Source organism: Paraburkholderia bryophila, from assembly GCF_003269035.1.
GTDB classification, from domain to species: domain Bacteria; phylum Pseudomonadota; class Gammaproteobacteria; order Burkholderiales; family Burkholderiaceae; genus Paraburkholderia; species Paraburkholderia bryophila.
The window spans coordinates 26,840-53,094 of record NZ_QLTK01000042.1; the positions used below are offsets into that span (position 1 = coordinate 26,840).

Here is a 26,255-nt window from a genome sequence, read left to right on the forward strand (position 1 = left end):
GGGGCGTGCGAGCGCTTTCTAATACCCGCTATAGCCGCTGTTGCACCATTTCAAGGAGACCCGATGGCGCTCGATCCTCAGGCGCAAGCCCTGCTCGCCGCGTTCGCCGACATGCCCGCACTCGATTTCACGCAACTCACGGCGCCGGCTTATCGCGCGATCCTCGCGGCGGGCGGCGGTTTTGCACCGGGCGACCCGGTCGCCGCCGAGGAAGACCTGCTGATTCCGACCGCGAACGGCTCGATTGCCGCGCGCGTTTATCGGCCCGTGGTCGACGGCGGCGACAGCAACGCGCTGCTGCCGCTCACGGTGTTTTTCCACGGCGGCGGCTTCGTTTCATGCGGGCTCGATACGCACGCCAACATGTGCCGCTGTCTGTCGCAGCGCGCGCAAACGGTCGTGCTATCGGTCGATTACCGGCTCGCGCCCGAAGCGCATTTCCCCGCCGCCGTACACGATGCGCTCGACGCCGTGCGCTGGGCCGCCGCCAATTCCGCCGACCTGCGCGTGCGACCCGGCCCGTTGGCCGTTGCCGGCGACAGCGCCGGCGGCAATCTCGCCGCGGTGGCCGCGCAGCGGTTGCGTCATGGCGATGTGACGATTGCGCACCAACTGCTGCTCTACCCGGTGGTTGATTGCGCAACCGAACATCCGTCATATGAATCGAAGGGTGACGGCTATTTTCTCAGCGCGGATCAGATGCGCTGGTTCAAGGACCAGTATTTCGGCCCTGCCGCCGACCATGCCCAACGCGCCGATCCTCTCGCCAGCCCGCTCGCCGCCGGCGATCTGCGCGGCGTGGCAAGCGCCACCATCATCAGCGCCGAATACGACCCGTTGCACGACGAAGCTGAGCACTACGCAGCACGCCTCGCACACGCAGGCGTGCTGACCACGCACGTGCGCTGGCCCGGCCAGATTCATGGTTTCGCGAGCCTGCTCGGCGTGCTCGACGCCGCCGACCATGCGCTCACCACGGCAGCGCACGCATTGCGCCACGCGCTGCACGTCGAGCCTTTCCGACTCCGCTAACCCGAAACGACATGACTGCATTGATTCGCCTCGCGGCCGAAAACGGCATCGCGACGCTCACGTTCGACCGCCCCGACGCCTTGAACGCCCTCAACGAAGCCATGGCGCTCGAACTGAACGCCAAGCTCGCGCGCCTCGCGCATCACGACGACATCCGCGCGATCGTGCTGACCGGTGCCGGCACCGCGTTCATGGCGGGCGGCGACCTGCGCAGCATGCGCGCCGCGCTCGACGAAAAGCCGGCGGTTCGCGACCGTGCGATCGGCAAACTCGTGCGGCTCGCGCAGACTGCGGTCGAGGCCATCGCCGCTTCGCGCAAGCCGGTGATTGCGAGTGTGAACGGCGCAGTCGCGGGCTTCGGCCTGAGCCTCGTCGCGGCTTGCGATCTCGCGATCGCGGCCCAGCGCGCCACCTTCACCTCGGCGTATGGCCGTATCGGCACGTCGCCCGACGGCGGCGCGACCTATACGCTGCCGCGTGCGCTCGGCGCACGCCAGGCCGCGCAATGGCTGTATCTCGACGAGCGTCATAGCGCCGACGAAGCGTTGCGTGCCGGACTCGTCAACTGGGTCGTACCCGACGACCAGCTCGCCGACCAGACGCGTTCGCTGCTCGAGCGTATGGGTGCGCTTTCATCCGATGCATTCGCGCAAACCAAAGACCTGCTGCTGCACGCGCCACAACGCAACTTCGCCGAGCATCTTTACGCGGAGCAACGCAGCTTCCTGCAGTGCGCGGCCAGCGACGATTTCCGCGAAGGCATCGACGCGTTTTTCGAGCGACGTCCCGCCGTTTTCGGCTCCGGCGCGCGTTGACGAACCGCACGCGCGGCACTTCCCTTCTTCACCCCAGCACGGGACCACACCGATGAAACTGGCCACCACCGACGAAATCGTCGCCGAACTCAAAGCGGGCCGCATGATCATTCTGGTCGACGAGGAAGACCGTGAGAACGAGGGCGATCTGCTGATCGCCGCCGACCACGTCACGCCCGAAGCGATCAATTTCATGGCGCGCTTCGGACGCGGCCTCGTTTGCCTGACGCTCAGCGCCGACCATTGCGAGCGCCTGAAACTCGCGCCGATGGCCAGACAGAACGGCACGCAATACGGCACCGCGTTCACGATCAGCATCGAAGCGGCGCACGGTGTCACCACCGGCATCTCCGCCGCCGACCGCGCGCATACGATCCGCACCGCGATTCACGCCGATGTGCGCGCCGAGCATCTGGTGCAGCCCGGCCACGTGTTTCCGATCGCGGCACGGCCGGGCGGCGTGCTGGTGCGCGCCGGCCACACCGAGGCAGGCTGCGATCTCACCGCGCTGGCCGGCTTGACGCCCGCCGCCGTGATCTGCGAAATCATGAACGACGACGGCACGATGGCACGCCTGCCGCAACTGATCGAATTCGCCGCGCGCCACGGGCTGAAAATCGGCACCATCGCCGATCTGATCCACTATCGCAGCGTCAACGAGTCGCTCGTGGAACGCGTCGGCGAGCGGCCGCTGCACACGCCATGGGGACCGTTCCGCGCGATCCAGTATCGCGATACTGTGCGCGCGTCCACCCATCTCGCGCTGGTGCGCGGCGAACCCTCGCCCGAAGTGCCCGTGCTCACGCGCGTGCACGAATGCTTCTCGCTGCTCGATCTGCTCGATGCGGAGCCGTCCGCGCATTCGTGGCCGCTGCACGCGGCGTTGAAAAAAATCGACGCGGCCGGTTGCGGCGTGGCGGTGCTGCTCGATTGCGACATGCGTGCGGAGACAGCCCGCAGCCAGCGCAATCACGGCTCGGCAACGCGTAAAGACGGACGGCTCTCGGGCATCGGCTCGCAGATTCTGCGCGATCTCGGCGTGCGTCGCCTGAACGTGTTGTCGAGCCCGTTCAGGTTGCCGGCGCTGTCGGGGCATGAACTGGAAATCATGGCGTTCATTCCGCTGGGCGAAGCCGACCCCGACAATCCGCACGCGTTCGATTTCACGGCGGCCGCACCGCCGGCGCGCGCTTATCCGGCACCGCCTGGCAATGCGCCACTCGTGTCGCTTGCGCCACTTGCGCCACTTGCGCCGAGCGCATCGTTGCGCGCACAACCGCAAGCCGCTTCGCACGAACTCCAGGCTGCTTCCTGACGAACCGTCCATGACTCGAGCTACGACCCAAGCGACAAATCACGCCATGACTCAAACCACGACCCTGCGCAATCAGCCCTATGTCGCCCTCGTCACCGGCGCGTCGCGCGGCGCCGGCAAGGGCATCGCGCTCGCGCTCGCCGCCACCGGCGCGACCGTCTACGTCACCGGCCGCACGCAGCGGGAAGGCGACGCGCCCTTGCCCGGCACGGTCCACACCACCGCGATCGACATCGACAGACTGGGCGGCAAAGGCATCGCCCTCACCTGCGATCATGCCGACGACGCGCAAGTCGCCGACGTCTTCGAACACATCCGTCACGCGAGCGGGCGGCTGGATATCCTGGTCAACAACGCGACCGTCCTGCACGATGAGCTGATCCGCCCCGCACCGTTCTGGGAGAAACCGCTCGCTCTGGTCGATATTCTCGACGTCGGTTTGCGCTCCGCGTATGTCGCGAGCTGGCACGCCGCGCGCATGATGGCCGCGCAAGGCGACGGGCTGATCGCGTTCACGTCGTCGTTCGGCCCAAGCTGCTATATGCACGGTGCGGCGTACGGTGCGCAGAAAGCGGGCGTCGACAAGTTCGCCAAAGACATGGCCGTCGACCTGAAACCGTACGACGTGGCCGCCGTCTCGATCTGGATGGGCATGCTGCAAACCGAACGCACCGCGCGCGTGATCGCCGCCCATCCCGAGCAATATGCAGGCTTTAGCGAACTCGCGGAGACCCCGCAATTCACGGGGCGCCTGATCGATGCGCTCTATCGCGACCCGCAGCGGATGAGCAGGTCCGGCATGGTGCTGGTGGGTGCGGAACTGGCGCGCGAGTACGGCATCACGGATCTCGGCGGACGGCAGCCGCCGTCGCATCGTGAAGCGTTGGGCGGGCCGGTGCAGGCACATCCGGCGATCGTGGCATGAGGATGTTTCCACGCCACGACGGCCCCGTCAGCGGGCTCGTCACTAGAACCCGCTCACCACCATCGCGAACACCACCGCCGCGCCGCCTACCGCGCCCAGAAAGGTGAAGCATTGCTCATCGGCCCCCGAACGGCGCGCCCAGATTCGCCCGGCCAGTGCGGCAACGCCGGTGATCCCGAGAAACAGCGACAACGACGAACCCGCCGTGCACACCATGCCGGGAAACTCGTCGCTCCACGCACACGCGTAGAGTTGCCGCACGGACACGCCGATCACGCCGATCGCCACCAGCAAACCGGCAATCAGTCCGTCGCGCTGAACTCTGGATTTCATTTGCAGCCCTCCTGCTTTCATGCGTGTCTCCCTCTGCCGGCGGCCCTGGCGGCTGCCGAATCGCGTCGTCGCGTGTCTCAGCTGTTGTGTGACGATCGACGCAGCGCCCTGACGACGCATACCGCCATTGACGGCGATTCGACGTGCATGGGCATCGTCCGGACGGACTAAGGGGGATTGCGGAGGGCGTGAGGGGACTGCGCCGGCAAGCAGGCGGGCAGGCAGGGAGCCTGCCGTACGGATTTTCAGAAGGCCTGCGGCGTGCCGGTGGCCCACGTACCGATCGTGTCTTCGATGGCCCGCGCCGCCGACAGCAAGGCCGCCTCGCCACGCGGTTTGCCGACGATCTGGATACCGACGGGCAGACCGCTCGCGCTCATTCCACACGGAATCGCCATCACCGGCATGCCGGTGAGCGTCAACGCGTAGGTGATCGCGAGCCAGTCGATGTAGGTGTCGAAGTGCTGGCCGACCGCGTCGCGTACGTCGCGTGCCTCGACCGGAAACGGCAGCACGATCGACGCCGGACAGATCAGCACGTCGTAGCGTTGCAGCAGCGCATTCAGCCGGTAGAACAACTGGTTGCGCGTGCGCTGCGCCGACAGCATCGCGCGGTTGTCCTGTTGCAGACCGAACTCGATGTTCCAGACCACGTTGGGGTTCAGCACGTCGCGATGCTGCGCGAGCACGTCCTCGTAATTGGTCGCGTAGGCGAGGCCGCGCAGCGTGTGGAACGCCTCTTTCGCGCCGCTCAGATCGATATCGCTGTCGTCCACGCCGATGCCGGACGCAGCCAGCCGATCCATGGCCCGGCGGCAGATCGACAGAATCTCCGGCTCGACGGTGGCAATACCGAGCCCTTCGCTGAACGCCACGCGCGCGGGCCGCTGCGGCCTGCGCGCGTGCGTCAGAAACGGGCTGGCCGGTTCGCTGACCGACAACGGCGCACCGTCGATTTCGCCGCACATCGCGTCGAGCAGCAGGGCTGCGTCGGTGACGTTGCGCGCCATCGGCCCATGAATACCCAGCGTGTCGTACGGATTGGCAACCGGGCCATACGACACGCGCCCCGGCGTGGGACGCAGACCGACTACGCCGCAGAACGCCGAAGGCGTACGCAGCGAGCCTGCCAGATCGGAACCCTGCGCGACCCACGCGGTACGCGACGCCAACGCGGCCGCGGCACCACCGGACGAGCCGCCCGCCGAACGCGCCAGATCCCACGGATTGCGCGTGATGCCGAACACGCTGTTATACGTATGCCCGCCCGACCCGAACTCGGGCGTATTGGACTTTGCGTAGACCACCCCGCCGCGCGCTTCGAGCAGCGTCACGCCGAGGTCAGACGTGGCGGGCACACGGTCGCGATACACCAGCGAGCCGCGCGTGGTGCGTACACCGGCCACGTCCGTCAGATCCTTGATCGGCACCGGCAAACCGCACAGCAGGCCACGCTCGGCAACCGGCTTCTTCAGCAGCGCGTCGGCAAACGCATGCGCGCGTTCGAAACACAGCGTGGGCAGCGCGTTGACCTGCGGTTCGACACGCGCCACCTGCGCGGCCAGCGTGTCGAGCAGATCGTGCGGACTCACGACCTCTTCGCGCAGCAGGTCGACGACTTCGCACGCGCTTCGGTCCAGCAGACTCAAATCGACGGACATGATAACGATCGGCTCCGTGTTGAAGAATCGTGGTCGGGTTCGCACGGCGGCGCGCGCGAACCACCGGCGCATCAGCTCTTGAGGCGGTAGCCGGTCTTGAAGATCCACCCCACGATCAGCAGAAACACCGCGAGGAACAACCCGGTCATGGCGAGACTCACTTCCACGTTCACGTCCGCGAGTCCATAAAAACTCCAGCGGAACCCGCTGACCAGATAGACGATCGGATTGAACAGCGTCACCACCTTCCAGAACGGCGGCAGCATATTGACCGCATAGAAGCTGCCGCCCAGAAAGGTCAGCGGCGTGATGATCAGCAACGGCACGAGCTGCAGCTTCTCGAAGCTATCCGCCCAGATACCGATGATGAACCCCAGCAAACTGAAGGTCACTGCCGTCAGCACCAGGAACAGGATCATCCAGAACGGGTGCTGCACTTGCAGCGGCACGAACAGGCCCGCGGTCGCGAGAATGATCAGCCCGAGCAGAATCGATTTGGTGGCCGCCGCACCCACATAACTGACGACGATCTCCAGATACGACACCGGCGCCGACAACAACTCGTAGATCGTGCCGGTAAAGCGCGGAAAGTAAATCCCGAACGACGCGTTCGAAATACTCTGCGACAGCAGCGACAGCATGATCAGACCCGGCACGATGAACGCGCCGTAACTGATGCCGTCCACTTCCTTGATGCGCGAGCCGATCGCCGCGCCGAACACGACGAAGTACAGCGACGTGGAAATCACCGGCGCGATGATGCTCTGCATCAGCGTGCGCCAGGTGCGTGCCATCTCGAACTTGTAGATGGCGCGGATTGCGTAAATATTCATTGATCACCCCGGAGCAAACTGACGAAGATGTCTTCCAGCGAACTCTGCGTGGTGTGCAGGTCCTTGAAGCGGATGCCGGCGTCGTCGAGCGCTTTCAGCAACGCGATGATGTCGGTGCGGCCACCTTCACCTTCATAGGTGTAGATCAGCTCGTTGCCGCTCTTCTCCAGCGTCAGCGTGTAAGCGGCGAGCGAAGCAGGCACCGCCGCGAGCGGGCTCTCCAGTTGCAGCGTCAACTGCTTCTTGCCGAGCTTGCGCATCAGCTCGGTTTTTTCTTCCACGAGCATGATTTCGCCGCCGCTGATCACGCCGATGCGGTCGGCCATCTCCTCGGCTTCATCAATGTAGTGCGTGGTGAGAATGATCGTCACGCCGCTTTCGGCGAGCGAGCGCACCAGCTTCCACATGTCGCGACGCAATTCGACGTCCACGCCGGCCGTGGGTTCGTCGAGGAACAGCACGCGCGGTTCGTGCGAGAGCGCCTTGGCAATCAGCACACGCCGCTTCATGCCGCCCGACAGCGTGATGATCTTGCTATCGCGTTTTTCCCACAGCGACAGGTCGCGCAGAACCTTTTCGACGTAGGCCGGGTTTTTCGGCTTGCCGAACAGGCCGCGGCTGAACGAGACGGTGGCCCAGACGGTTTCGAAGGAGTCGGTGGTCAACTCCTGCGGCACCAGGCCGATCAGCGAGCGGGCGCCGCGATAGTCCGTCGCGATGTCGCGGCCGTCCACCGTCACGCTGCCCGCGCTGGCGTTGACGATGCCGCAGATAATGCTGATCAGGGTTGTCTTGCCCGCGCCATTGGGGCCGAGCAGGGCAAAGATTTCTCCGCGGTTGATCGCCAGATTGATGTTTTTGAGTGCATGAAAACCCGTGGCGTAGGTTTTCGACAGATTCGTGACCGAGACGATTGGCTGCATGGATTCGACGATGGCAGACACCGTTGTTTGATTAGAGGGAACGGTGCAGAAGCGCCACCGCCCCCGCAATGTAATGGAAAGTGGCGATGCTTGCAGCAAACCGCCACGGCGGCGCGTCTACGCCTCGCGCCGTCCGCCGGGGAAGCGGGCGGCACTCACCTGCCGGATTTCCTCGGACGACACGGGCTTGACCAGACGGTGATCGAAGCCGGCCTCGTGCGACCGTTCGCGGTCGGTGGCCTGGCCGTAGGCGGTTCGCGACCAGCAAGGCTCGGGCGGTGGCCGCACGCCCACGCATTTCGCGCCTGTCCCACGTTCGACGTCACCGAGGCACACCGCTTGCGCGAGATACGTCATGCGAGCGAGATCGCTCGTATCACATCAATCCGACTGTTAGGAGATGGACCATGAAACACATGACCAAGGCGATTTTTGCATCCGCACTCGTGATGGCGCTCTCGGGTGGGGTTTACGCACAGGCCGGCGGTGGAGGCGGGGGTGGTGCCGGCGCTGGTGGTGCGGGCGCGGGAGCCGGTGGCGGCAACGGCGGCGGTAACGGTATCGGCGCCGGCGGCGGCACGACCGGCGGCGCGGGCGGCACGGCCACACCGGGTGTCGGTCCGAATTCGATGAAGAACCCGGGCAGTTCGGGCTATGGTTCGCCGGGCGTGACCGGCACGGGCGGCGGCATGGGTACGGGTACGGGTGCCACACCGAATAGCGCGCCGATGAACCGTTCGAACAGCGGCATGAACGGCGCGGGCAATATGAATAACGGAGCCAATAACGGCGTTCGCGGCAATGGCGTGAACGGCGGGACGATGCAGAACGGGCAGTAATGCGTGACCCGTGCCGTTTCTGACGAGGTCCGCAACACAGGGCGGTGGCGTTCGTTAAGCACGCCGCCGCCCTGCCCGCTTGTGGATATTGCAACAGCGCTACCAATCGTTGCAAATGCAAGCACTACAAGTTGGCGTCGCTTCGCGGTTGCGCGCACACGAAGCTGCTGGCGAGATTGATACTCCCCTTGCCCGCATAGCGAGGAAACAGAGGATAACGGCACAAGGGCCGCGAGCGTCCATTGGTAGCCGGAGCGATATCGGTCGCGGTCAAGGTCTCTGGCGCCACGCCGCGCGTCACCCAGGCATCGAGTGCGCCGAGCAGATCCACCGACGGAATGAACACGCCGCTGCCGTGCTGAAAACCCGGCACCATGTAGAGCCGCATGAAGCTGTCGACCCGCTCGCTGCCGAAGCGCGTATTCAGCGCCTCGTAGTACGCGATGGTCTGGTTCGGGCTGATAACCTCGTCGGCGAGACCTTGCAGCGTGATGAGCTTGCCGCCGTGCGCGATGTAGCGCGCCAGATCGGGATTCATCGCGCCGATGGTCTGTGACAACGCCACCAGTTGCGCGCGATATTTTCCCGGATGCCGCGGATCGAACCGGAGCGCGTCGAAGCCCGCGTCGTGAGCGACGAAATAGCGGATATAGCCGTCGCCTTGGGCAAACAGATAGCCGTTGGCGAAGAACGTCGGCACCGGCAAACGCTCCGCCTGATGCGCGAGGCCCAGCAGGCCCGTCAGATGAGTGCCCTGGAAAATGTTGTAGCCGCGATAACCGTCGACGTCCCACGCCAGCTTGTACGGTAACGACAGTCCGTCGCGCATGACCATCAGCGTGGCGAGTTGCGGATCGGTCAGGCATTCGTCGTGCGCGGGCGTGTGTCCCGTGCAGCGCAGCGACGCGATGATCTCCGGCTCGTACTCGCGGCACGCGGCGATGTCGCTGACAATGCCGTCCGCCGCGCCGTCGAGCTTGTCGCAAACAGCTAGCGTGCGTTGATAAACATGCTCCAGCAGCAACGGCGGTATAAAACCGCCAGGCGTTGCATATTCGGCCTGCCCGAGCTTCACGCCGAGCAGACGCACGCCGGAAAAATTGAGCGCGGGCGAATTAGCGATCACGCCGTCGTAATCCTCGGGATAGCGCTGCATCACGGTGTAGCCTTCGCGCCCGCCGGTCGAGCCGCCGGCAAAGTACATGCGCTGGGGCGGCCGGCCATACGCACGCGCGATCAAGGCGAGCGCGGTGTCGTGGGTTTTCTTCAGGTGCGCGTAGCCGAAATTCGTCACCGCCTCGTCGACCAGTCCAAACACCGCGAGCGAGGAATCGCCCACATGCCCCGAGTCGTCGCCGAACGTCGCATACCCTTGCGCGAGCGGCGCGCGGTCCGGTGAAAACGGCATCACGCCGGTGCCGCTCACCACCACCCCGTTGTAACCGCCGCCGCCAATCTGCAACGCGCGGCCGTTCCAGCGGCGCGGCAAATTCAGATCGAACCGGATATCGGGCGTGCTGGCTTCGAGCGCTTTGATGCGGCCGGTTATACGGCAATACTCGCCGCCTTGCTGGTTGCCTGGCGCGGTGGCGCCGACCATGTTCGCGCTTTCGATCAGCACGCCGGCCGTCGGCAATGCGATCAGTTCGGGCGGCAGCACCGCGCCCGCGAGTTCAGCGCAGTGCATGGCGAGCGGCGCATCCTTCGGCGCGGCGAGCGCCGGTTGCGCGTTGAGCCAGAACGCGGCGGCACCGATAGAGACCGCTGCGGCCAGGCGCCGCCACGCCATCATCCGCAGCCCGCGCCATTGGCGGCGGCGCGCGTCGGCTGGCGCTTCCAGCCGTGCCAGCCGCGCGCGATCATCAGTAGCGCGCCAATGGCGACCAGATCGCCACCGAGCCCGATCAGCACGCCGCGAAAACCATGAAACGTGTGCGGCGTGGCCGTATCGACGATCAGCGACACCAGCGTGCCCGCGACGAAACACACCAGCCCCGTGCGGCCGACCGTCACCACGGCAGGCAGCCGCCGCGCGAGCCACGCGATACTGCCCATGCGCACGAATTGCGCGGCGAGCCAGGCAATGACGATGAAATTGATCACGCGGTCGGGAGAGAGATTCTGTTTGAGTGCGCCGGGCAACGGTTGCGTCAGCACGAATAGTTTAACCACGGCAAATGTCAGCACCGCGATTCCCGCGATCCAGGTCAACCAGCGCGCGCGGCGGCTAGTGTGAAAGCGCTCGCTGATCGGCTGCACCCGGCACAGCATGCCGAGTACGAACATGAGTTGCCAGGCAAACGGATTAAAGGCCCAGTCGGCCATGTCGTCAATGCTGAAAAACGCGGCCAGCGGCCGGGCAAACGCCCAGATCGTCACGCTCAAGGCCAACGCCAGCCACCACGAACGGCGCGCGAGCGGCACCGCGAACGGCACGCACAACGCGAAAATCACGTACATGGGCAGCACGCTCGACAGATAAGGCTGGCGCCGCAGCACCGCGATATCGAGCGCCGTGTGCAACGGCTGCGCCGAGAACGGTGTCCAGCCGGTCAGTTCGACCATGGGCTGATTCAGATGCAGCAGCGAGAGAATAGCGCCGGACACCAGCGTCAACACCGCCGTCAGGAGATAGGCGCGGTAGATTTCCCAGCACCGTTTGACGAAGCGCAGCTTCGCCGCGCTCTCGCCGCGGCCGGCGAGCACCGCCGCATATGCCGCCGCCGACGCATAGCCGCCGAGAAATACGAACACCTCGGCGGAGTCGCATAGCGCGTAGGCGTGCAACATCAGATGCGACAGCGTGCTGCCCGGAATGTGATCCAGCACGATGACGATCAGTACGACGCCACGAAAGAAGTCCACTTCGATCGACCGCCCCGCAGACGAACTGCCTTCGAAGCGCCCGTGACGGTTGTCCATTCGAATTCTCTCAGAATGACACGCGCAAGCGACGCGTAGTGACAGACGGCCAGGCGCCGCTGCTGTTCGTAGGAACCCCATGACAATAAAACGTTCCCACTCCTGTCGTGCGCCGAGCTCCCGCGCGCTGACAGGCAGCTTTTAATCGCACCGCGCGACACGGCGATCTGAAATGCCGCTGTCGGCGTGCGGTAAAGCGGCGGCGTCGTGACTTCGGTTCGCGGCAAGTTTTGCGGCTTGACGCGTGACTCGGCAAGCCGATCGGTAATCCACGCGAAAAATAAATCGTCGAAAAGGGCGTGCGATTTTTTTCGGTTTTTTTCATCGTACGATGGACTACCTTCCGTTACCGCCCAGTCCGGCTGCGTTGCGCGCGCCGCCTTCGCTCTGGAAGACAATCACATGAACAACCGGATTGCCGGCTTCGACGGACTGCGAGCGATTGCAGTCCTGATGGTATTTTTTCAGCACCGACTGTTCGGCGACGCCGGCGAGATCGGCCATCTCGGCGTATGGATTTTCTTTGCGCTGAGCGGCTTTCTGATCATCGGCATTCTGTCCGCGCAACGCACGCGGATCGAAACCGCCGGCGGCCGCTTCGGCGCCGAACTCAGGCGCTTCCTGTTGCGCCGGACGCTACGCATCTTTCCGATCTACTACCTGATGCTCGTGGTAATGAGCGTACTGATGGCATGTGGCATCGCCAGTCCGGAACTCGCAAGCGGCATGCCGTATCACTTCGCGTATCTGTCGAATATCTGGATCGGCTCCGTGCTGCATTTCTGGCCGGGGCGTTACTCGCATTTGTGGAGTCTCGCGATCGAGGAGCAGTTTTATCTGGTGTTCGCGCCGCTTTTACTGCTGCTGGCCGCGCGTCGGCATCGTGCGGTGTGCTGGGCGATCGTCGCGGCAGGACTCGTCGCGTTGCTGGCCATGCGTGCCGCGCATTGGCAGGAAATCACCATTTATACGCACCCGTTGACCAATTTCTGGCTGCTGGCGTTGGGTGGAATCGGCGGTTTGACGATTGCGCGTAAGCGGAGCGCTTTGCGCGCCTGGCTCGGACATGGTGTGACGTTGTTCGGTTTGAGTCTCGCGTTGGTGGGTTTGTGCGCGAGCGAGCCGATATGGAGTCGGTTGGACAATCCGCTTCTCTTCACCACGGTCAGCGCGCTGTACGGCGTATGTATCGCGGCGCTGGTGTGTTCGGTGGCATGTTGCCGCAATGCCGTGGTGATCGGCTTGCTCGAAACCGGCTGGCTGGCGGGACTCGGGCGCATCAGCTACGGCTTCTATCTCTATCACAACCTGATCCCCGACCTGACCCGCAACCGTCACGCCGCAGCGCTGTTCGGCGGCACGGTGCCGTGGTGGGCGCATGCCATCGGTATCGGGGCGTCGTTTGCGATTTCAATCGTCATGGCGATGCTGTCGTGGCGCCTGATCGAAGCGCCGATTCTTCGACTGAAGACACGGCGCGAGGCGCAGCCGATCGAAACGGGCACGGCTTCGGCCACGGTCTCGCCGCAAACATCCGCCCCATTGACCACCCGCCGCGAGCACCTTCGAAAAGACGAATCGCGCGATCAAAGCCGCGACACGACCACCGCGTCGGACGCCGCTTGATACCCGCACGCCTTACGTTTCTCTTTCGAGCGGCGCGAGAAGCAGCGAGGTATCATGCGGCCTCACTGAACGGCTGCTTTCTCTCTTGCGCACTCCGCGGGCATCGAACCGGCCGACCGATAACAACAAGCCACTGCCCGCGCGACATCCGGTGATCGTCCGCGCGCGGCAGCTCGCGGACCTCGACCATGCTCCATTTCAATTTTGCCGACGGCGTGCTGGGCCCCAACCTGCAGGCGCTCGATTTCTTCGCGTTGCTGGGTATCGTCGTCGCGCTGTTGCTGGGCGGCATGGTCAAGGGCGTGGTCAGCATCGGCGTGCCGCTCGTCGCGATGCCGATTCTGAGCCACTTTCTGCCGATCAAAAGCGCGGTACTACTGCTGTCGATGCCGATCATTCTCGGCAATATCCCGCAGGCGCTGGAAGGCGGCAATCTGTTGCCCACGGTGCGGCGCATCGCGGCGCCGCTGGTCGGCACGGTGATCGGCAATATCGTCGGGGTGAGCGTGCTGATTTCACTGGCGCCGCATCGCGCGCAGGCGGCTGCGGGCGCGTTTCTGATGATTGCCGCGTTGTTGCTGCTGGCCACGCCGCGTTTGACGCTGTCGCCGACGTGGGCGAAACCCGCAGGGTTCGTGCTGGGTTTCGGCGCGGCCTTGATGGAGAGCATTGCGTCGGTGCCGGGCCCCTTGCTGGCCATGTATCTGATCGCCACGGGCGCCACGGGGAAAGCGTTCACCAAGCAGATCGCGATCATTCTGGTGGTGTCGATCATTACGTTGGTGCTCGCGTTGAGCGGCGGCGCGCATGCGAGTTGGACCGATCTGCTGATTTCGGCGGGCGCGAGCGTGCCGGTGATCGTGGGCATGGTGCTGGTGCGGCCGCTACGCGACCGGCTCCCACCTGCGGCTTTCCGCGCGCTCGTGCTGGTGTTCGTCGTGGCAGCCGCCGCGCAGATGATCTGGAAATCCGGGGTTTTATAGGTTGTTTTTTATCCGGCCACGGGCCGCGCCGGGGGGTTAGACGAATGTGTCTGGTACACGCCTTGCTGACCGATGGGTATTGCCCCGATCAGCAGGAGCGCTGTCATGACCAACCTGAGCGAGTTTCCGAACGAGCCCGAACGCCGTGCCGAGGAAGACCCCGGCGGCCCACCTACGGACGTCTCCAAGCCCATCGGCGACGCCATTCCCACGCCCGTCGAGCCGGGCCTCGATCAGCCGCTGCCGCCCAAAGGTGAAACGCCCCAGCCAGCCAGGGATGATGACGACGGCGGCAACCCGTTAGGCGAAACCGACACGCCTGCCGGCGTGCCATCGCCGGGTCCTTCCGACTTCGCCTGAAATGCGGAAACCGGTTAGGCCGCCGCCGGCTCATGCACGATCTTCAGCGTGCTTTTATGTTCGCGGATTAACCGGTAAACCGTTTCTCCGGGAACAGTTTCCTGCTCCAGCAATTCGTCGGCGATAGCACGCAGCACCGGTTCATACGCGTGCAGCAGGCCAAAGCACAACTCGTTCAATTCCTTGAGCAGCACGTTCGCGTGTTCAATCGCGCTCTTCATTTGCAGACCCGCGTACTGCGACGGCAGCGCGGCGAGGCTGAACAAATCGCCGTCGCGGTTGAACCCAAACTTCGACACCATGTCGAGACTGATACGCGACGCTTCCTGCAAATCCGACGCGGCCCCGCTCGATGCCTCGGAAAACCGCAGGATTTCGGCGTTACGGCCGCCCAGCAAAACCTGGATTTCGTTGCGAATCTCGGTCTCGCGATAAAGATGTTTGTCTTGCGCCTTGGTGATCAGCGCAACCCCTAACGCGCCGCCGCGCGGCAGAATCGTCACCTCTTCCAGCACGCCGGTGCCGAGCAGCGCGGCGACCAGCCCATGCCCCGCCTCATGCACCGCGATGCGTGTGCGTTCGTCTTCGCTCAAGGCGCGTTCGGCGCCGCTCACGTCGCCGATCCGGGCAATCTTGATCGCCTCCATGAAATGCTTCGACGCGATTTCGACGTCGCCGGCCTTGCGCGCGACCAACCCCGCCTGGTTCACCACCATGGCAACCGTTGCCGGCGACAAACCGGTGGTGAGACGCGCGAGTTGATCGTAGTCGATGTCGGCGGACTTCGATTTCAAACGCTCCGCGTAGAAGCGGAAAATCTTCGCGCGGTCTTCGAGATCGGGCAAACGAACCTGCACGGTACGATCGAAACGGCCCGGCCGGCGCAACGCTTCGTCGAGATTGTCGGGGTGATTGGTCGCCGCGACGATGATGACGCCTTCGTTCGACGCGAAGCCGTCCATTTCCGCCAGCAGTTGATTGATGATGCGGTTGCTCTCCGCTTCAACCGGACCGCCGCCGGTATCCGTACGTTTGGCGAGACCGTCGGCTTCGTCGATGAAGATCACCGTGGGCGCATTCTTGCGCGCCAGTTCGAACAGATGCTTGACCTTCTGAATACCGACGCCGTAGTACTTCGCGCTGAAATAGCTGCCCGTGATCGAGATGAAGCTCGCGCCGCACTCGCCGGCCAACGCCTGCGCGAGCCGCGTCTTGCCGACGCCCGGACCGCCCACCATCAGAATGCCGCACGGCGCGCGCACGCCCATCGACGTGAACTGCTTCGGGTCGGACAGATAACCGCGAATATCGGCGAGCGCCGCCTTCGCCTCACCGGCGCCGATCACGTCGTCGAAGCGTAGCGTGGGCGCCTTGTTGAGCAGCGAAGCGCCGCCGCGCATTTCGCGGCGCATGAACCACACCATGCCGCCGATCAGCAGCAACGGCAGCAACAGGCTAATGGCGTCGCGCACCTGGTCGAATACCGGAATCCAGCGCGACGCCCCCGTGCGAATGTCCGCGTCCGGCAGCCAGACGAGTTGATAAGCGGCGGCCTGATTGGAACTGGGTTCACCGAACAGCAGTGCGTGCGAGAAGGTCGCGTTGTGGTCGGTAACGAAATACTTCGCACCGTCGCGTCTCGACACCAGAATGGCACTGGGACTCACGCCGACCGCCGTAACGTTGCCATCGCGAACATCGCGCAGCATTTGCGAGGCGTCTTTCTCTTCATGAGTCCACGCGGACGCGTCCTGGCGCATCTGCTTCGCGACGCCCGTCAGCGCCGGCACGGCCTGCGCGCCGCGCTGGACATGCCATACGCTGAACGCGAGCAATGCCACGATCAACGCCGCCCCGATCGCCATGGCGATTTTGCGTGCGCGTTTTTTTTCAAGTGAGTTCTTTCCCGGCTTCATGAGTCACTTCCAAAAACGGGCTCAGGCGAGCCCTGATACTGATCAAAATCGGGTGGGTAGAGATTGGCGAGGGAATCGATCGATACGACACCATGCATGAATGGAAGACAGGACAACCAATCATGCGTCCCTTTTTGCGCTTCGAACACGGGCTAGTATGCCGTGCTTGCGCGCATTCAAAATCGGGGAAAAAGCCTGTTTCTACCGTCTATCCGGCGGTTTCCGCAACCGGATTTCAGGGAGCGAACGGCGCCTGAAAAGGCCCGGCGTCCTGCTCCGGCGCACAGTTTATCAGCGCTAAATTCAGCGCGTATTCTGGATAGTGACTATTAGTCCGCGCCCTATTTAAAAGCGGTCGGAATTACTGCACGCGTGATTCTTTTATTTATTAGGGCACGGTGCCGTTATTGGCGAATGATGGGTCGATGTGCGACGGGCCTCTCTGGGCCCGTTCGCATCATCGCCACTTTTCTCTCAGGTTCCTCGACTTGTACTACCGATGCCCGTGGGCATCGTTTGGTCCCCTACTACACAGCTACTGCCCCCGGTCTTTGCGACTCTTTTTTCTCGCGGCTCAGACGGCCGATCTGCGCTTCAGTCATCAGCCGCGCAAGCAACCTCGCCATGCGCTGCCGCTGGCTGTTGATCAACTCGTGAGTCTCTTCCAGCGCACGAATGCGCTTTTCCCAGTACTCGTGGTCGAGCGTGTGCTGCGCGCCGGACGCGTCCCCACGCGTCACAAACTCCACCACGCACTCGAAATGCTGCAATTGACTGTCCACCAGACTGGACGGACGCAGACCACCGCGTTGCGCGGCGGATCGCCTGTTCGTGCCACTCATCTTTCGTTCCCCGTGAAATGCCAGCCGGCAAAGCATGGGCCTCGAGCCCATTGCGCCGCGTATGGCGGACGGCGCTTTCTTCACGCGCAGCTGCGGTTCCAGCACGGGCAACGGTCGATCAATCAGCCGCGCCATCAGCGAAAACGATCTGCATCTAATCATGTGACGATAAGCGAAAATTTTTGGCACGCTTTACCATACGTCTCAGTTTTGGCCTATGGTGTGCAAAAATACCTGCTCGCCGCCGCCCCCGCCGCCATTGCCTTTCCCGTTCGCAGCAAGCTATTCATGAATCAGCGCTCCTTGCCCCCGCATCTGGCCGCGGCTGCCGCAGCCGATTCGCGCTCGTCGATTTCCACGAGCCGTTTCAGCACGCGCGGGTTTGCCACGCAAAAACAGGCGTTGGCGTGGCGGGAGCGGGTGGGGCACGTGGTCGACGCACCGCCCTCGACAGATCAGATTGACGGCGGTTTTCACGGTGAAATCGATTTATATGCGGTGGGCGGCATGGTGTTTACCGACTGCCGCACCGATTCGATGCAATTGGAGCGCTCGGTGGCCCGCGTCTCGACGGATAGACGGCGCGACTACGTGTTTCAACTGTTCGTGGAAGGAGAAGTCGGCCACGTCACGGGCATGCAGAAGAAACGCAGCGCCACGGGCTCGGTGCAGGGCATCGTCGCGTTCGACCTGAATCAGCCGTTTCGCGCCGAGCGCCCGGCCTCGCGGCTGCTGAGCCTGTTCGTGCCGGCCGCGATCGTCGAACAGGAGCTGGACGGCCCGGCTATTCACGGCCGCATCGTCGAGCAGGGCTCACCGCTGACCGGCCTCGTGCTCGACCACATGGCGGCGCTCGCCCGCGAAATCCCCACGCTCGACCCTGCCGGCGCAATCGAGGCCTTGCAGGCCGGCGGCCAATTGCTGGTCGCCGCGTTCGGCAAGCAAGCCCGGCTGACCGGCGCGAGCCGAGCCGCGCTGCAGACTGCCGTGATGGGACAGGTGCGCCGTTACATCGAAAAGAACCTGCATCAGAGCGAGCTCACGCCCAGCAGCGTGGTTCAGGCGCTGCAATTGAAACGCGCGACGGTTTATCGCTGGTTCGAACACGAAGGCGGGCTCGGCGCGGTGATCCGCAACCGCCGGTTGCGCGAGGCGGCGGACGAACTAGTCCGTTTTCCGGGCCTTCAGGTCGCGGAAATCGCTTATGGGCTGGGTTTTCAGAGCGCGTCCGACTTTACCCGCGCGTTCCGCCGCGCCTTCGACATGAGTCCGCAGGACATGCGCCTGCGCGCGCTCGACCTGCAATTGCGCAACGCGGCCTAGCGGTCAAGAGCCGATCCGGGCATCAAGCCGACGGTTGCGACGGGCAGGCAGCGCACGCGTTGCATCTCGCCGGCTCGGGAAACCCCTTCAACGCGGCCAACGTCAGCAGCGTCGCCCCCATCAGATACCACGCAGGCACCATTGGATCGCCGCTCCGGTCGATCAGCCACGTCACGATGAACGGCGAAAATCCGCCGAACAGCACCACGCCGAAGCTGTAAATCACCGCCAGCCCCGCCGCGCGGCGGTGTACCGGCAGCGCTTCCATCATCAGCACCGAACTCGGACCGGCGTTGTTGACGGCAAGCGCCACGTAAGCCGTGATGATTGCGAGCGCAACCAGATCGGCCGCGCCGTGGGTCAGTGCCCAGAACGCCGGCCACGCCAGCACGAGCGACGCCGCGAGCGACGCGTATTGCAGCGTCTTGCGGCTTGCGAGCCGGTCGGCAGCGCGCGCAAAGAGTGGCGTCACCACGAGAATCACGAGGCCGGACAGGCAGGCAGTCCACAGGCTGATCGCCGGCGGCCGCTGCAGTGTACGGACCAGGTAGGCCGGCATGTAAAACACCGTAAGGTAAATCCCCACCGACGGCGCGGCCATCATCAGCAGGCCGCAGACCAGCGCACGCGGATGCTCGGCGAACAGGCGCGCCGGCGAGAGCCGCGCGCGTTTCTGCGGCGCGGCCGCCGGCATGCGGCGCCGCAGATACCAGCCGACCGGGCCGATCAGGCCGCCCAGCACGAATGGAATCCGCCAGCCCCATGCGTGCATTTCCGCACGAGTCAGCAGCATCGTGGTGCTCGCGCCGATCAGCGCGGCGGCGAAAGCGGCCGCGCCCTGGCTCGCGCCGCGCCAGCTCACCATGAAACAACGCTGCCGGTAAGCGGCCGATTCCATCAGCGAAGCCGACGCGGGGCCGATCTCGCCGCCCGCCGCGAGCCCCTGCATCAGCCGCGCGAGGACCATCAGCACGGTCGCGGCGGGTCCGATCGACGCGTAGTCCGGCAGACAGGCAATCAGCCACGTGCCGACCGTCATCAGCGTGAGTGATACCGTGAGGCCTGCCTTGCGGCCACGGCTGTCGGCGATATGGCCGATCATGATCGCGCCGAGCGGACGCATCACGAAGCCCGCGCCGAAGGTGGCGAGCGAGAGCAATAACGACGACGCGGGGTTGAGCGACGGCAAAAACAGATTGCCGATGATTACGGCGGAGAAGCTATAAACGGTGAAGTCGTACGCAACGAAACCGTTGCCGATCACGATGGCGGCGACGATACGCCTGAGTTCGGCGCGGCTCGGCGGCGCCGTTTTGCCGGTAGCAATTTGCATGAGATACGGTCGGTGGCGACGGCGGGAAAGTCAGGGAAATCCGTGAAGGCAGGAAATAAACACGAACTTTACTTCTTTAACGGCCCGACGTAGCGCAACTTTACGCCGTGTGAAGCGATTCGCCGTGTCGTGCCGGCGAGAATTCGCAGGCCCATTCGCCCGTGCCGTCAGCCCGCGCTGCTAAACTTGCGCCACCATGGCGGCGCCGACTTCATGAAGAGACCGTACGGCACGACGCGGCACAGTAGGCCGCGCTAGCGACCCGGTTCGCCATCGCACCGGCAACCGAAGCGCCCTTCTTCTCCGACTCCCGTTTTAATCCATGCTCCGATTCGACAACCTCAGCAAGCGCTACGGCGAACGTGTCATTTTTCAGGGACTGCACTACGAGAATCAGGCCGGTTGCGTCGCGTTGAATGACGAATCCGGCAGCGGTAAATCCACGCTGCTCGGTGTGCTGGCCGGCACGATCGAAGCCGATTCCGGCGATGTCTGGATTGGTGGTCAAGCGTTGCGCGGTGCGTCGCTTGCCGCGCAAACCGCGCTGACGTATGTGCCGGAAGACTGCATGACGTATCCGGATCAAACCGGTCGCGCGTATCTGAACGACGTCGCAACGGTGAGAAAAACCACGCTCGACGCCGCCGCGCTGGATCTGGCCGAGCGTTTCGGACTGACGCCGCATCTCGACAAGCGCTTCGAGCAGATGTCGTTCGGCACGCGCAAGAAGATTTTCCTCACGGCGTCCGTGTTGGGCGAAACCAGCGTGCTGATCGCGGATGAGCCGGTCGGCGGACTCGACGCCTCCGCGCGTGGGGTGCTGGTGGAATTATTCCGCATGCTGGGCGAAACCTGCACGGTGTTTTTCTCGAGCTACGACACGGTCTTTTCCGAAGCTTGCCAGGCGGCCAGCATCCGGTTTTCCGATCTGGCGGGTTAGGCACGGCGAGAATCCGCCTGACGGTATATCGGCGGTTTGGGGAGCACGCGGTCGGTTCGCCAGGCATAGCGCACGCCGCAATCGCACACACGCACGCTCACTGATAACCGTCGGCTACGTGGTTAGTGCACCATCGTCACGGGCGTGACGGTGCGGCGCGCCAGCGCCGCGAGCGTGACCATCCTGCGGAAAAAGCTCATATGGCTGGCGTCGATCACCATCACGTCGGGTTGCGTGAGCGCCGCATATTCGGCGATCGCTTTGGTGCGGTGACCGAACACGCGTTTCCAGTGATACGGCACACCAGCTTCTTCAAGGATCGTGCGGACGTCGATCAATGCTTTTAGCATGGCGCGCTTTTCTTCCCGCACGAGCGAACTACGCGAGTGAAACGCAGCGGCCCTCCCCTGATCGACGGGTTCGAGCACTTCCAGCAATTCCACCTCGCTGACGCCGCGCTCGAGAAACAGGAATGCCGCGTAACGTGCGGCTTCAATCGCGCCGCCGTTGTCGAGGACAGGGATCAACATTCGTATCATGGGGCACCCGTGGCCGCTATTCGATATGACGAGCTTATCCAATGCCGCGTTAAAAGCGCGTAAAAGTATGGGCTGCTTTTAACGATGATCTTGCATTGCGCTATCCGGCACCGACTCGAGTCGGGCATTCGGGCTAGCGTGATGTCCGGAGCGCGGCAGGATTCAACTCGATATGCAGAATCACCAGCCAGCGCTTCGGGCAATCTTCCGCGATCCGCAACGCCTGCTTGCCATCGCCGGTCATGACAAAGCCCTTCTCGCGCGCGAAACCGAACGCGCGCCGCGCGTCGGACTGCAGCCAGAGCGTCAGCAGTCCGCAGGTCACGCAGCTAAACAACCAGATCGTGTCGTGAGGCAGCGCCGAATCGAGTTGCTGCGCGACATACGTGAAAATGGTCGTGAGCACCTGGTTGGTGACGAAGGCGATCGCCACGACCTTGCACATTCCGCGAAACATCATGGCCTGTTTTGACGGTGTCGCGGCCATGTCAGACTCCGAGTAGCCGGCGCGCTTCGACCTCGGCCAGTTCGAGCGCTTGCGCGGCGCTATGCATCGGCCGGCCGCAGCCGCGTCCGATCACCTGTTGAATCTCCTTGTCGCCGCGTCGGGTCGTGACGCGCAGTGCGCCTTTGAACATCTGCCCCGGCGCGGGAAATACGCAAGCCTCGACGGTTACGTTGCCCTTCGTTTGTTTGAATGCCATGCAGCCTCCAGCGAAATTTCATCGTCGTTGCGGCGAACCGCCAACCCCAGACGATACGGAAAAGGCCGTAAAAAGCGGGCAACGATAGCGCTCGGCGGTGTAAAAAACCTGTGAAAGCCAGCGCCTGGCATGGGCACCGCATCACAGGTTGCCGATCGATAACGGGCGACGTCCGGCTTCAATCTTCCGGCAACTCGCCGGTGTACTCATAGGCCACCGTGCCCTTTGGATGCCTGAACCAGCCTGGATCGCGGTAATCGTCGCGCCCGAGTCCCTCACGCACTTTCACGACGCTGAACATGCCGCCCATTTCCAGCGCGCCGAACGGACCGGTGCCGGTCATCATCGGCAGCGTGTTGTCGGGCAGCGGCATCTCCATGCCGCCCATCGCGCCGCCGGTGGCGCCCATTGCCATGTAGCCGGGCACCAGCTTGTTGATGCGCTGCGCGAGATCCTGCTGCGGCACGCCGATCAGGTTCGGCACCTGGTGCCCCATCGCATTCATGGTGTGATGCGACTTGTGGCAATGAAACGCCCAATCGCCGGGGCGATTCGCGGTGAACTCGATCGCGCGCATCTGCCCGACCGCGACGTCGGCCGTCACCTCGGGCCAGCGCGCGGACGGCGGAATCCAGCCGCCGTCCGTGCCCACCACTTCGAAGTGATAGCCGTGCAGATGCACCGGATGATTGGTCATGGTCAGATTGCCGACGCGAATCCGCACCCGGTCGCCGGCACGCACCGGCAACGCGTCGATACCCGGAAACACGCGTGCATTCCACGTCCACAGGTTGAAGTCGGTCATCTCGTTGACGCGCGGCGTGAAGCTGCCTGGGTCGATGTCGTACGCGGACATGATGAACACGAAGTCGCGATCCACTCGCATCACGCCCGGGTCTTTCGGATGGACGATGAACGTGCCCATCATGCCCATCGCCATCTGCACCATTTCGTCCGCGTGCGGGTGATACATGAAGGTGCCGTGCTTCTCCAGCTGGAACTCGTAGACGAAGGTCTTACCCGGCGGAATATGCGGCTGCGTGAGACCGCCCACGCCGTCCATGCCGCACGGCAACAGCATGCCGTGCCAGTGCACCGTGGTGTGTTCCGGCAAGCGGTTCGTCACGAAGATGCGCACCTTGTCGCCTTCCACGGCCTCGATCGTCGGGCCGGGCGCCTGGCCGTTGTAGCCCCACAGATTCGCGCTCATGCCCGGCGCCATTTCGCGCACCACGGGTTCGGCGATCAGATGAAACTCTTTCCAGCCGTTCTTCATGCGCCACGGCAACGACCAGCCGTTCAGCGTGGCCACCGGCGTGTAGGGCCGGCCATTGGCCGGTGCGAGCGGCAGCTGCATCGTGGCAGTAGCCATCGTGGGCGCTTCGGGCAACGACGCGGCGCCGGCCTTGCTGACCAGCGCCGCGCCTAGCAAAGCGGCGCCCGAGCCGCCGAGAAAATGTCGACGTGTCACCATGTCATTGACCTTTGGATTCATGGATTGAGGCGGTTTGCGTCGCCGGTGAGAGAGAGGTTGCCGGTGAGAGAGGGGTGGCCGCCAGCGTGGCAGGCGGCAACCGGCCGCCGAGTGCTTGCTGGAGATCGGTTTCGGCGAGCCAGTAGTCTTTCAGTGCGTCGATCGCGCCATTCACCGCGCCGATCTGCTCGCGCGAATCGGCGAGTAGTTCGAACACGCTCGCAAGCATGCCGTTGTATCGAAGCAGCAGTTCATCCGAAATGGTTTTGCGGATCGGCACGACTTCGTCGCGGTAGTGCCGGGCGAGTTCGTAGTTGCTGGTATACGCGGAATACGCTTCACGTACCTCGGAACGCGCGTCGATCGCCGTCTCGCCCAGCCGGTTTACCGCTTGCAGATAGATCGATTCGGCGCGCGCCACCTTCGCGCCACCCCAGTCGAACACGGGAATCTCGACGTTGATTTCGTAGCCCTGCTCACGGCCGTCGGAGGTGGTGAAATTGTTCTGATAGCCGACGTCCAACGCATTGATGAAACGCGTGGTCTTGCTCAGGCCCAGTGAACTCGCAACGCTTTGCGTGTGCAGTTTCGCCGCCTGAATGTCGAGGCGGTGGCTCATGGCGAAGCGTTCGAGATCGGGCAACTCGGGACGCGCCCGAGGCAGATCGGGTAAGCGGTCGGGCAGCACATAGCGCGACGCCTGCGAGCCCCACAGGCCCATCGAGCGGGTGAGCTTTTCTCGCGCCGCCACCGCCACTTGCTGCGCTCGCGCGCCTTGCGCCATGGTCTCCGCGTAGAAAGCCCGCTCGCGCGCGTAGTCCAGCTTGCTGAAATGGCCGGCTTGCTGCATCCGCAGCGCGAGCTCCGCGCTCGCTTGCGCCGCGTCCGTCACCTGCACCGCGTAGGCCGCGGATTGCTTCGCCGCCACCGCGTCGATGTACGCGCGTCGCGCGTCGGCGGCGACTTTCAGCATCGTGTCCGCCGCGAGCAAACGGGTCCGCTCGAAACGCCGACTTTCGATACGCGTAGCCAGCGGCATCGTCAGCAGGTTCATGAGGCCGAGCGTGAAGGTGCGGCTGATGCTGAGGTCGCTGCCACCGTGCGCGCGGCTAAAGGAGAAGCCGGGATTCGGCAGCCGCCCCGCCTGAACCCAATCCGCTTCGGCGATGCCTAGCTCGCTATACGCGGCTTGCAGGCCGCGGTTGTTCAATAGCGCGATCTGGACCGCGTCGTCCATGTCGAGCGGTTTGGCCAGCAGTTCGTCGGTGCGTTTGGCGACCGCGTTGCGGTCCTGATCCGTGGCGATTAACGCGGTGTCTTTGCCGAGACGTTCCGAGGCTGTGCTGGAAACAGTCGCGAATCCGCCGTCTTTCGAAAACGTCGTGCAACCGGCGAGCAATAAAACCGCAGCGGCAATGGCCAATACCCGGGGAGTGGGAAACATGGGCCGATTCATTGCATCGGCTCCTCGTGGGAAACGCCGTGCATGTCGTGCATGTCGCCAGCGCTACCGTTCATCGAATGCTTCATGTCGTGACGCATGCCGGCGTTACCGGACGACGGCTTGGTGACCGCGCGATTGAGCGCCTGCCAGTTCGGCGCGTCCGGTTCGCGGTAACCCGCGTAGTCCGCGAAAAAAGACGGCGCGTCAAGCGCGGGCGTCGACGCGGCGGCATCTGCCGGGTCGGGAATGACAGCGGGAGTGTGGGTTTGGGCGTGCACGAGCAGCGGCAAGCCTGCCGTCGCGGCGAGCAGCGCCGCAATAAACGTTCGCATGATTTGTCTCGTCGTATGTCGTCCGGGCGGCCTATATACACCGGGCCGCCGAAGCGAATGGGAACCACGCAGCACGAGGCTGCGACAGAACTAGACGAGTGAGATGCGTGGAGGCCGCTCGATGCCGTCGGTCAAAAACGACGCGACACGAGCAGCGGGAGGCAGGGGAACGGTGAAATGAATCGGCTCGACCGACAGGGACGCCGCCACGGTATTCGGCAACGCGCCGCCGAAACAGCAAGCGGCGCAGGTCGAGCAGGCGTGCGCGTGATGCTCGCCGCCCACACCGCCGTGATGCGGAAGATGGACGCTACGATTCATCGCTCCGGCTTGCGCGGCCGTCATCGCGGCGTGATCGTGATGACGAAGCGGGCTCGCGTCAGACTCATGACGCACCGGCGCGCGCTCGCCGATAGCATGCGAGGGTTCGCATTTCATGGAGACGGCCGAGAACGACTGAACCGGAAAGCTCAGCACGAGCAGCACGACAATGAAGAGTTTGCGCCAGTAAGACATGGGTCCGGAGTCTAGCACGCTGATTAAGGCGACTGTAAGGCCCGGCGCGTGTCTCACTCGACGAGTTCCACCAATACGCTTGACCTTACTGCAGTGGGAAGGTCCACGATCGAGTCCTGAACACTCATCGACGACTCATTGAACTCACTGGAGGCAGCAAATGGAATTCGACATCCCGGATATGACGTGCGGCGGTTGCGCCAATGCCATCAAACGCGCGGTGACCCAACTCGACCCAGGCTGTGTGGAAACCCGAGGAGATTGCAATGCGACGCATGATTGCTGACCGCCGCAGTGCGTTTGGTTGCCTTTGCGGCCATCAATG

General features: G+C 63.8%; 26 protein-coding genes and 2 pseudogenes. 11 read left to right on the forward strand and 17 right to left on the reverse strand.

The features are described from left to right. Positions 1 to 63 precede the first annotated feature (63 nt). The 4 genes and pseudogenes from BX591_RS33360 (at position 64) to BX591_RS33375 (ending at position 4,087) form a co-directional block, all read left to right on the forward strand. Positions 64 to 1,032, forward strand: a complete 969-nt coding sequence (locus BX591_RS33360) for an alpha/beta hydrolase (RefSeq protein WP_111935573.1) — start codon at positions 64 to 66, stop codon at positions 1,030 to 1,032. 11 nt (positions 1,033 to 1,043) lie between these two features. After that, positions 1,044 to 1,847: an enoyl-CoA hydratase/isomerase family protein gene (locus tag BX591_RS33365; RefSeq protein ID WP_111935574.1), complete on the forward strand. Its 804-nt coding sequence runs from the start codon at positions 1,044 to 1,046 to the stop codon at positions 1,845 to 1,847. A 52-nt stretch (positions 1,848 to 1,899) separates the two neighbouring features. Continuing rightward, positions 1,900 to 3,003, forward strand: a pseudogene (ribBA, locus tag BX591_RS33370) (bifunctional 3,4-dihydroxy-2-butanone-4-phosphate synthase/GTP cyclohydrolase II); the annotation flags it as partial. A 205-nt stretch (positions 3,004 to 3,208) separates the two neighbouring features. After that, the gene (locus tag BX591_RS33375; protein WP_111935576.1) at positions 3,209 to 4,087 is read left to right on the forward strand and encodes an SDR family NAD(P)-dependent oxidoreductase; all 879 of its coding nucleotides are present in this window, start codon (positions 3,209 to 3,211) and stop codon (positions 4,085 to 4,087) included. Between the two features lie 42 nt (positions 4,088 to 4,129). Here BX591_RS33375 and BX591_RS33380 read toward each other — a convergent pair whose 3' ends face one another. The 5 genes from BX591_RS33380 to BX591_RS33400 form a co-directional block, all read right to left on the reverse strand. Further along, entirely contained in the window at positions 4,130 to 4,420 is a 291-nt protein-coding gene (locus tag BX591_RS33380; protein ID WP_111935577.1) for a hypothetical protein, read from the reverse strand. A 245-nt stretch (positions 4,421 to 4,665) separates the two neighbouring features. After that, positions 4,666 to 6,081, reverse strand: a complete 1,416-nt coding sequence (locus BX591_RS33385; protein WP_111935578.1) for an amidase — start codon at positions 6,079 to 6,081, stop codon at positions 4,666 to 4,668. A 71-nt stretch (positions 6,082 to 6,152) separates the two neighbouring features. After that, on the reverse strand, positions 6,153 to 6,914 hold the full coding sequence (locus BX591_RS33390; RefSeq protein WP_111935579.1) for an ABC transporter permease: 762 nt from the start codon (positions 6,912 to 6,914) through the stop codon (positions 6,153 to 6,155). Then, positions 6,911 to 7,837 carry an ABC transporter ATP-binding protein gene (locus tag BX591_RS33395; protein WP_111935580.1) on the reverse strand — a complete coding sequence of 309 codons (927 nt, stop codon included), beginning with the start codon at positions 7,835 to 7,837 and terminating at the stop codon, positions 6,911 to 6,913. Before BX591_RS33395 ends, BX591_RS33390 begins: the two co-directional genes overlap by 4 nt. 117 nt (positions 7,838 to 7,954) lie before the next feature. Further along, positions 7,955 to 8,194, reverse strand: coding sequence for a response regulator (locus tag BX591_RS33400; RefSeq protein WP_176343151.1), 240 nt, complete (start codon positions 8,192 to 8,194; stop codon positions 7,955 to 7,957). A 50-nt stretch (positions 8,195 to 8,244) separates the two neighbouring features. Between BX591_RS33400 and BX591_RS36685 the strand changes: the two genes are divergently transcribed. After that, entirely contained in the window at positions 8,245 to 8,676 is a 432-nt protein-coding gene (locus tag BX591_RS36685) for a hypothetical protein (protein ID WP_111935581.1), read from the forward strand. A 124-nt stretch (positions 8,677 to 8,800) separates the two neighbouring features. Here the strand turns inward: BX591_RS36685 and BX591_RS33410 are convergent, their stop codons facing one another. Both BX591_RS33410 and BX591_RS33415 read right to left on the reverse strand, forming a co-directional pair. Then, positions 8,801 to 10,465 (reverse strand): tannase/feruloyl esterase family alpha/beta hydrolase, encoded by a 1,665-nt coding sequence (locus BX591_RS33410; RefSeq protein WP_420849454.1) that lies wholly within the window; start codon positions 10,463 to 10,465, stop codon positions 8,801 to 8,803. Continuing rightward, positions 10,465 to 11,598 (reverse strand): OpgC domain-containing protein, encoded by a 1,134-nt coding sequence (locus BX591_RS33415; RefSeq protein ID WP_111935583.1) that lies wholly within the window; start codon positions 11,596 to 11,598, stop codon positions 10,465 to 10,467. The genes BX591_RS33410 and BX591_RS33415 overlap by 1 nt, the downstream gene beginning before the upstream one ends. A gap of 402 nt (positions 11,599 to 12,000) precedes the next feature. On the opposite strand from BX591_RS33415, the gene BX591_RS33420 reads away from it, so the two are divergent. The 3 genes from BX591_RS33420 (at position 12,001) to BX591_RS33430 (ending at position 14,567) form a co-directional block, all read left to right on the forward strand. Beyond that, positions 12,001 to 13,224 carry an acyltransferase family protein gene (locus tag BX591_RS33420; RefSeq protein ID WP_111935584.1) on the forward strand — a complete coding sequence of 408 codons (1,224 nt, stop codon included), beginning with the start codon at positions 12,001 to 12,003 and terminating at the stop codon, positions 13,222 to 13,224. Between the two features lie 188 nt (positions 13,225 to 13,412). After that, positions 13,413 to 14,207, forward strand: coding sequence for a TSUP family transporter (locus BX591_RS33425; protein ID WP_111935585.1), 795 nt, complete (start codon positions 13,413 to 13,415; stop codon positions 14,205 to 14,207). Between the two features lie 105 nt (positions 14,208 to 14,312). Further along, on the forward strand, positions 14,313 to 14,567 hold the full coding sequence (locus BX591_RS33430; RefSeq protein WP_111935586.1) for a hypothetical protein: 255 nt from the start codon (positions 14,313 to 14,315) through the stop codon (positions 14,565 to 14,567). A gap of 14 nt (positions 14,568 to 14,581) precedes the next feature. On the opposite strand, the gene BX591_RS33435 is transcribed toward BX591_RS33430, so the two are convergent. Together BX591_RS33435 and BX591_RS33440 are read right to left on the reverse strand one after the other, a co-directional pair. Continuing rightward, positions 14,582 to 16,483, reverse strand: a complete 1,902-nt coding sequence (locus BX591_RS33435; RefSeq protein ID WP_111935587.1) for an AAA family ATPase — start codon at positions 16,481 to 16,483, stop codon at positions 14,582 to 14,584. Positions 16,484 to 17,010: 527 nt separating this feature from the next. After that, entirely contained in the window at positions 17,011 to 17,460 is a 450-nt protein-coding gene (locus BX591_RS33440) for a hypothetical protein (RefSeq protein WP_244147189.1), read from the reverse strand. Positions 17,461 to 17,613: 153 nt separating this feature from the next. On the opposite strand from BX591_RS33440, the gene BX591_RS33445 reads away from it, so the two are divergent. After that, a complete protein-coding gene (locus tag BX591_RS33445; RefSeq protein WP_111935602.1) occupies positions 17,614 to 18,648 on the forward strand; it encodes a helix-turn-helix domain-containing protein in 1,035 nt (344 codons plus the stop codon). A 22-nt stretch (positions 18,649 to 18,670) separates the two neighbouring features. Here the strand turns inward: BX591_RS33445 and BX591_RS33450 are convergent, their stop codons facing one another. Next, positions 18,671 to 19,981: an MFS transporter gene (locus BX591_RS33450; RefSeq protein ID WP_111935588.1), complete on the reverse strand. Its 1,311-nt coding sequence runs from the start codon at positions 19,979 to 19,981 to the stop codon at positions 18,671 to 18,673. A gap of 322 nt (positions 19,982 to 20,303) precedes the next feature. Between BX591_RS33450 and BX591_RS33455 the strand changes: the two genes are divergently transcribed. Next, positions 20,304 to 20,921, forward strand: coding sequence for an ABC transporter ATP-binding protein (locus tag BX591_RS33455; protein WP_111935589.1), 618 nt, complete (start codon positions 20,304 to 20,306; stop codon positions 20,919 to 20,921). A 122-nt stretch (positions 20,922 to 21,043) separates the two neighbouring features. On the opposite strand, the gene BX591_RS33460 is transcribed toward BX591_RS33455, so the two are convergent. From BX591_RS33460 to BX591_RS33490, 7 genes are all read right to left on the reverse strand, one after another. Beyond that, positions 21,044 to 21,451 (reverse strand): universal stress protein, encoded by a 408-nt coding sequence (locus BX591_RS33460; RefSeq protein WP_420849452.1) that lies wholly within the window; start codon positions 21,449 to 21,451, stop codon positions 21,044 to 21,046. Positions 21,452 to 21,593: 142 nt separating this feature from the next. Beyond that, positions 21,594 to 21,947 carry a hypothetical protein gene (locus tag BX591_RS33465; RefSeq protein WP_244147190.1) on the reverse strand — a complete coding sequence of 118 codons (354 nt, stop codon included), beginning with the start codon at positions 21,945 to 21,947 and terminating at the stop codon, positions 21,594 to 21,596. 1 nt (position 21,948) lies between these two features. Next, positions 21,949 to 22,164: a hypothetical protein gene (locus BX591_RS33470; RefSeq protein WP_111935591.1), complete on the reverse strand. Its 216-nt coding sequence runs from the start codon at positions 22,162 to 22,164 to the stop codon at positions 21,949 to 21,951. A gap of 178 nt (positions 22,165 to 22,342) precedes the next feature. Then, on the reverse strand, positions 22,343 to 23,638 hold the full coding sequence (locus BX591_RS33475; RefSeq protein WP_111935592.1) for a multicopper oxidase family protein: 1,296 nt from the start codon (positions 23,636 to 23,638) through the stop codon (positions 22,343 to 22,345). A 1-nt stretch (position 23,639) separates the two neighbouring features. Continuing rightward, positions 23,640 to 25,082 carry a TolC family protein gene (locus BX591_RS33480; RefSeq protein ID WP_420849453.1) on the reverse strand — a complete coding sequence of 481 codons (1,443 nt, stop codon included), beginning with the start codon at positions 25,080 to 25,082 and terminating at the stop codon, positions 23,640 to 23,642. Positions 25,083 to 25,090: 8 nt separating this feature from the next. Next, the gene (locus tag BX591_RS33485) at positions 25,091 to 25,414 is read right to left on the reverse strand and encodes a hypothetical protein (protein ID WP_111935594.1); all 324 of its coding nucleotides are present in this window, start codon (positions 25,412 to 25,414) and stop codon (positions 25,091 to 25,093) included. A 90-nt stretch (positions 25,415 to 25,504) separates the two neighbouring features. Beyond that, positions 25,505 to 25,930: a hypothetical protein gene (locus BX591_RS33490; RefSeq protein ID WP_167444667.1), complete on the reverse strand. Its 426-nt coding sequence runs from the start codon at positions 25,928 to 25,930 to the stop codon at positions 25,505 to 25,507. A 160-nt stretch (positions 25,931 to 26,090) separates the two neighbouring features. Here BX591_RS33490 and BX591_RS37075 point away from each other — a divergent pair. Beyond that, positions 26,091 to 26,168: pseudogene (locus BX591_RS37075) on the forward strand (heavy-metal-associated domain-containing protein); the annotation flags it as partial. Positions 26,169 to 26,255 lie beyond the last annotated feature (87 nt).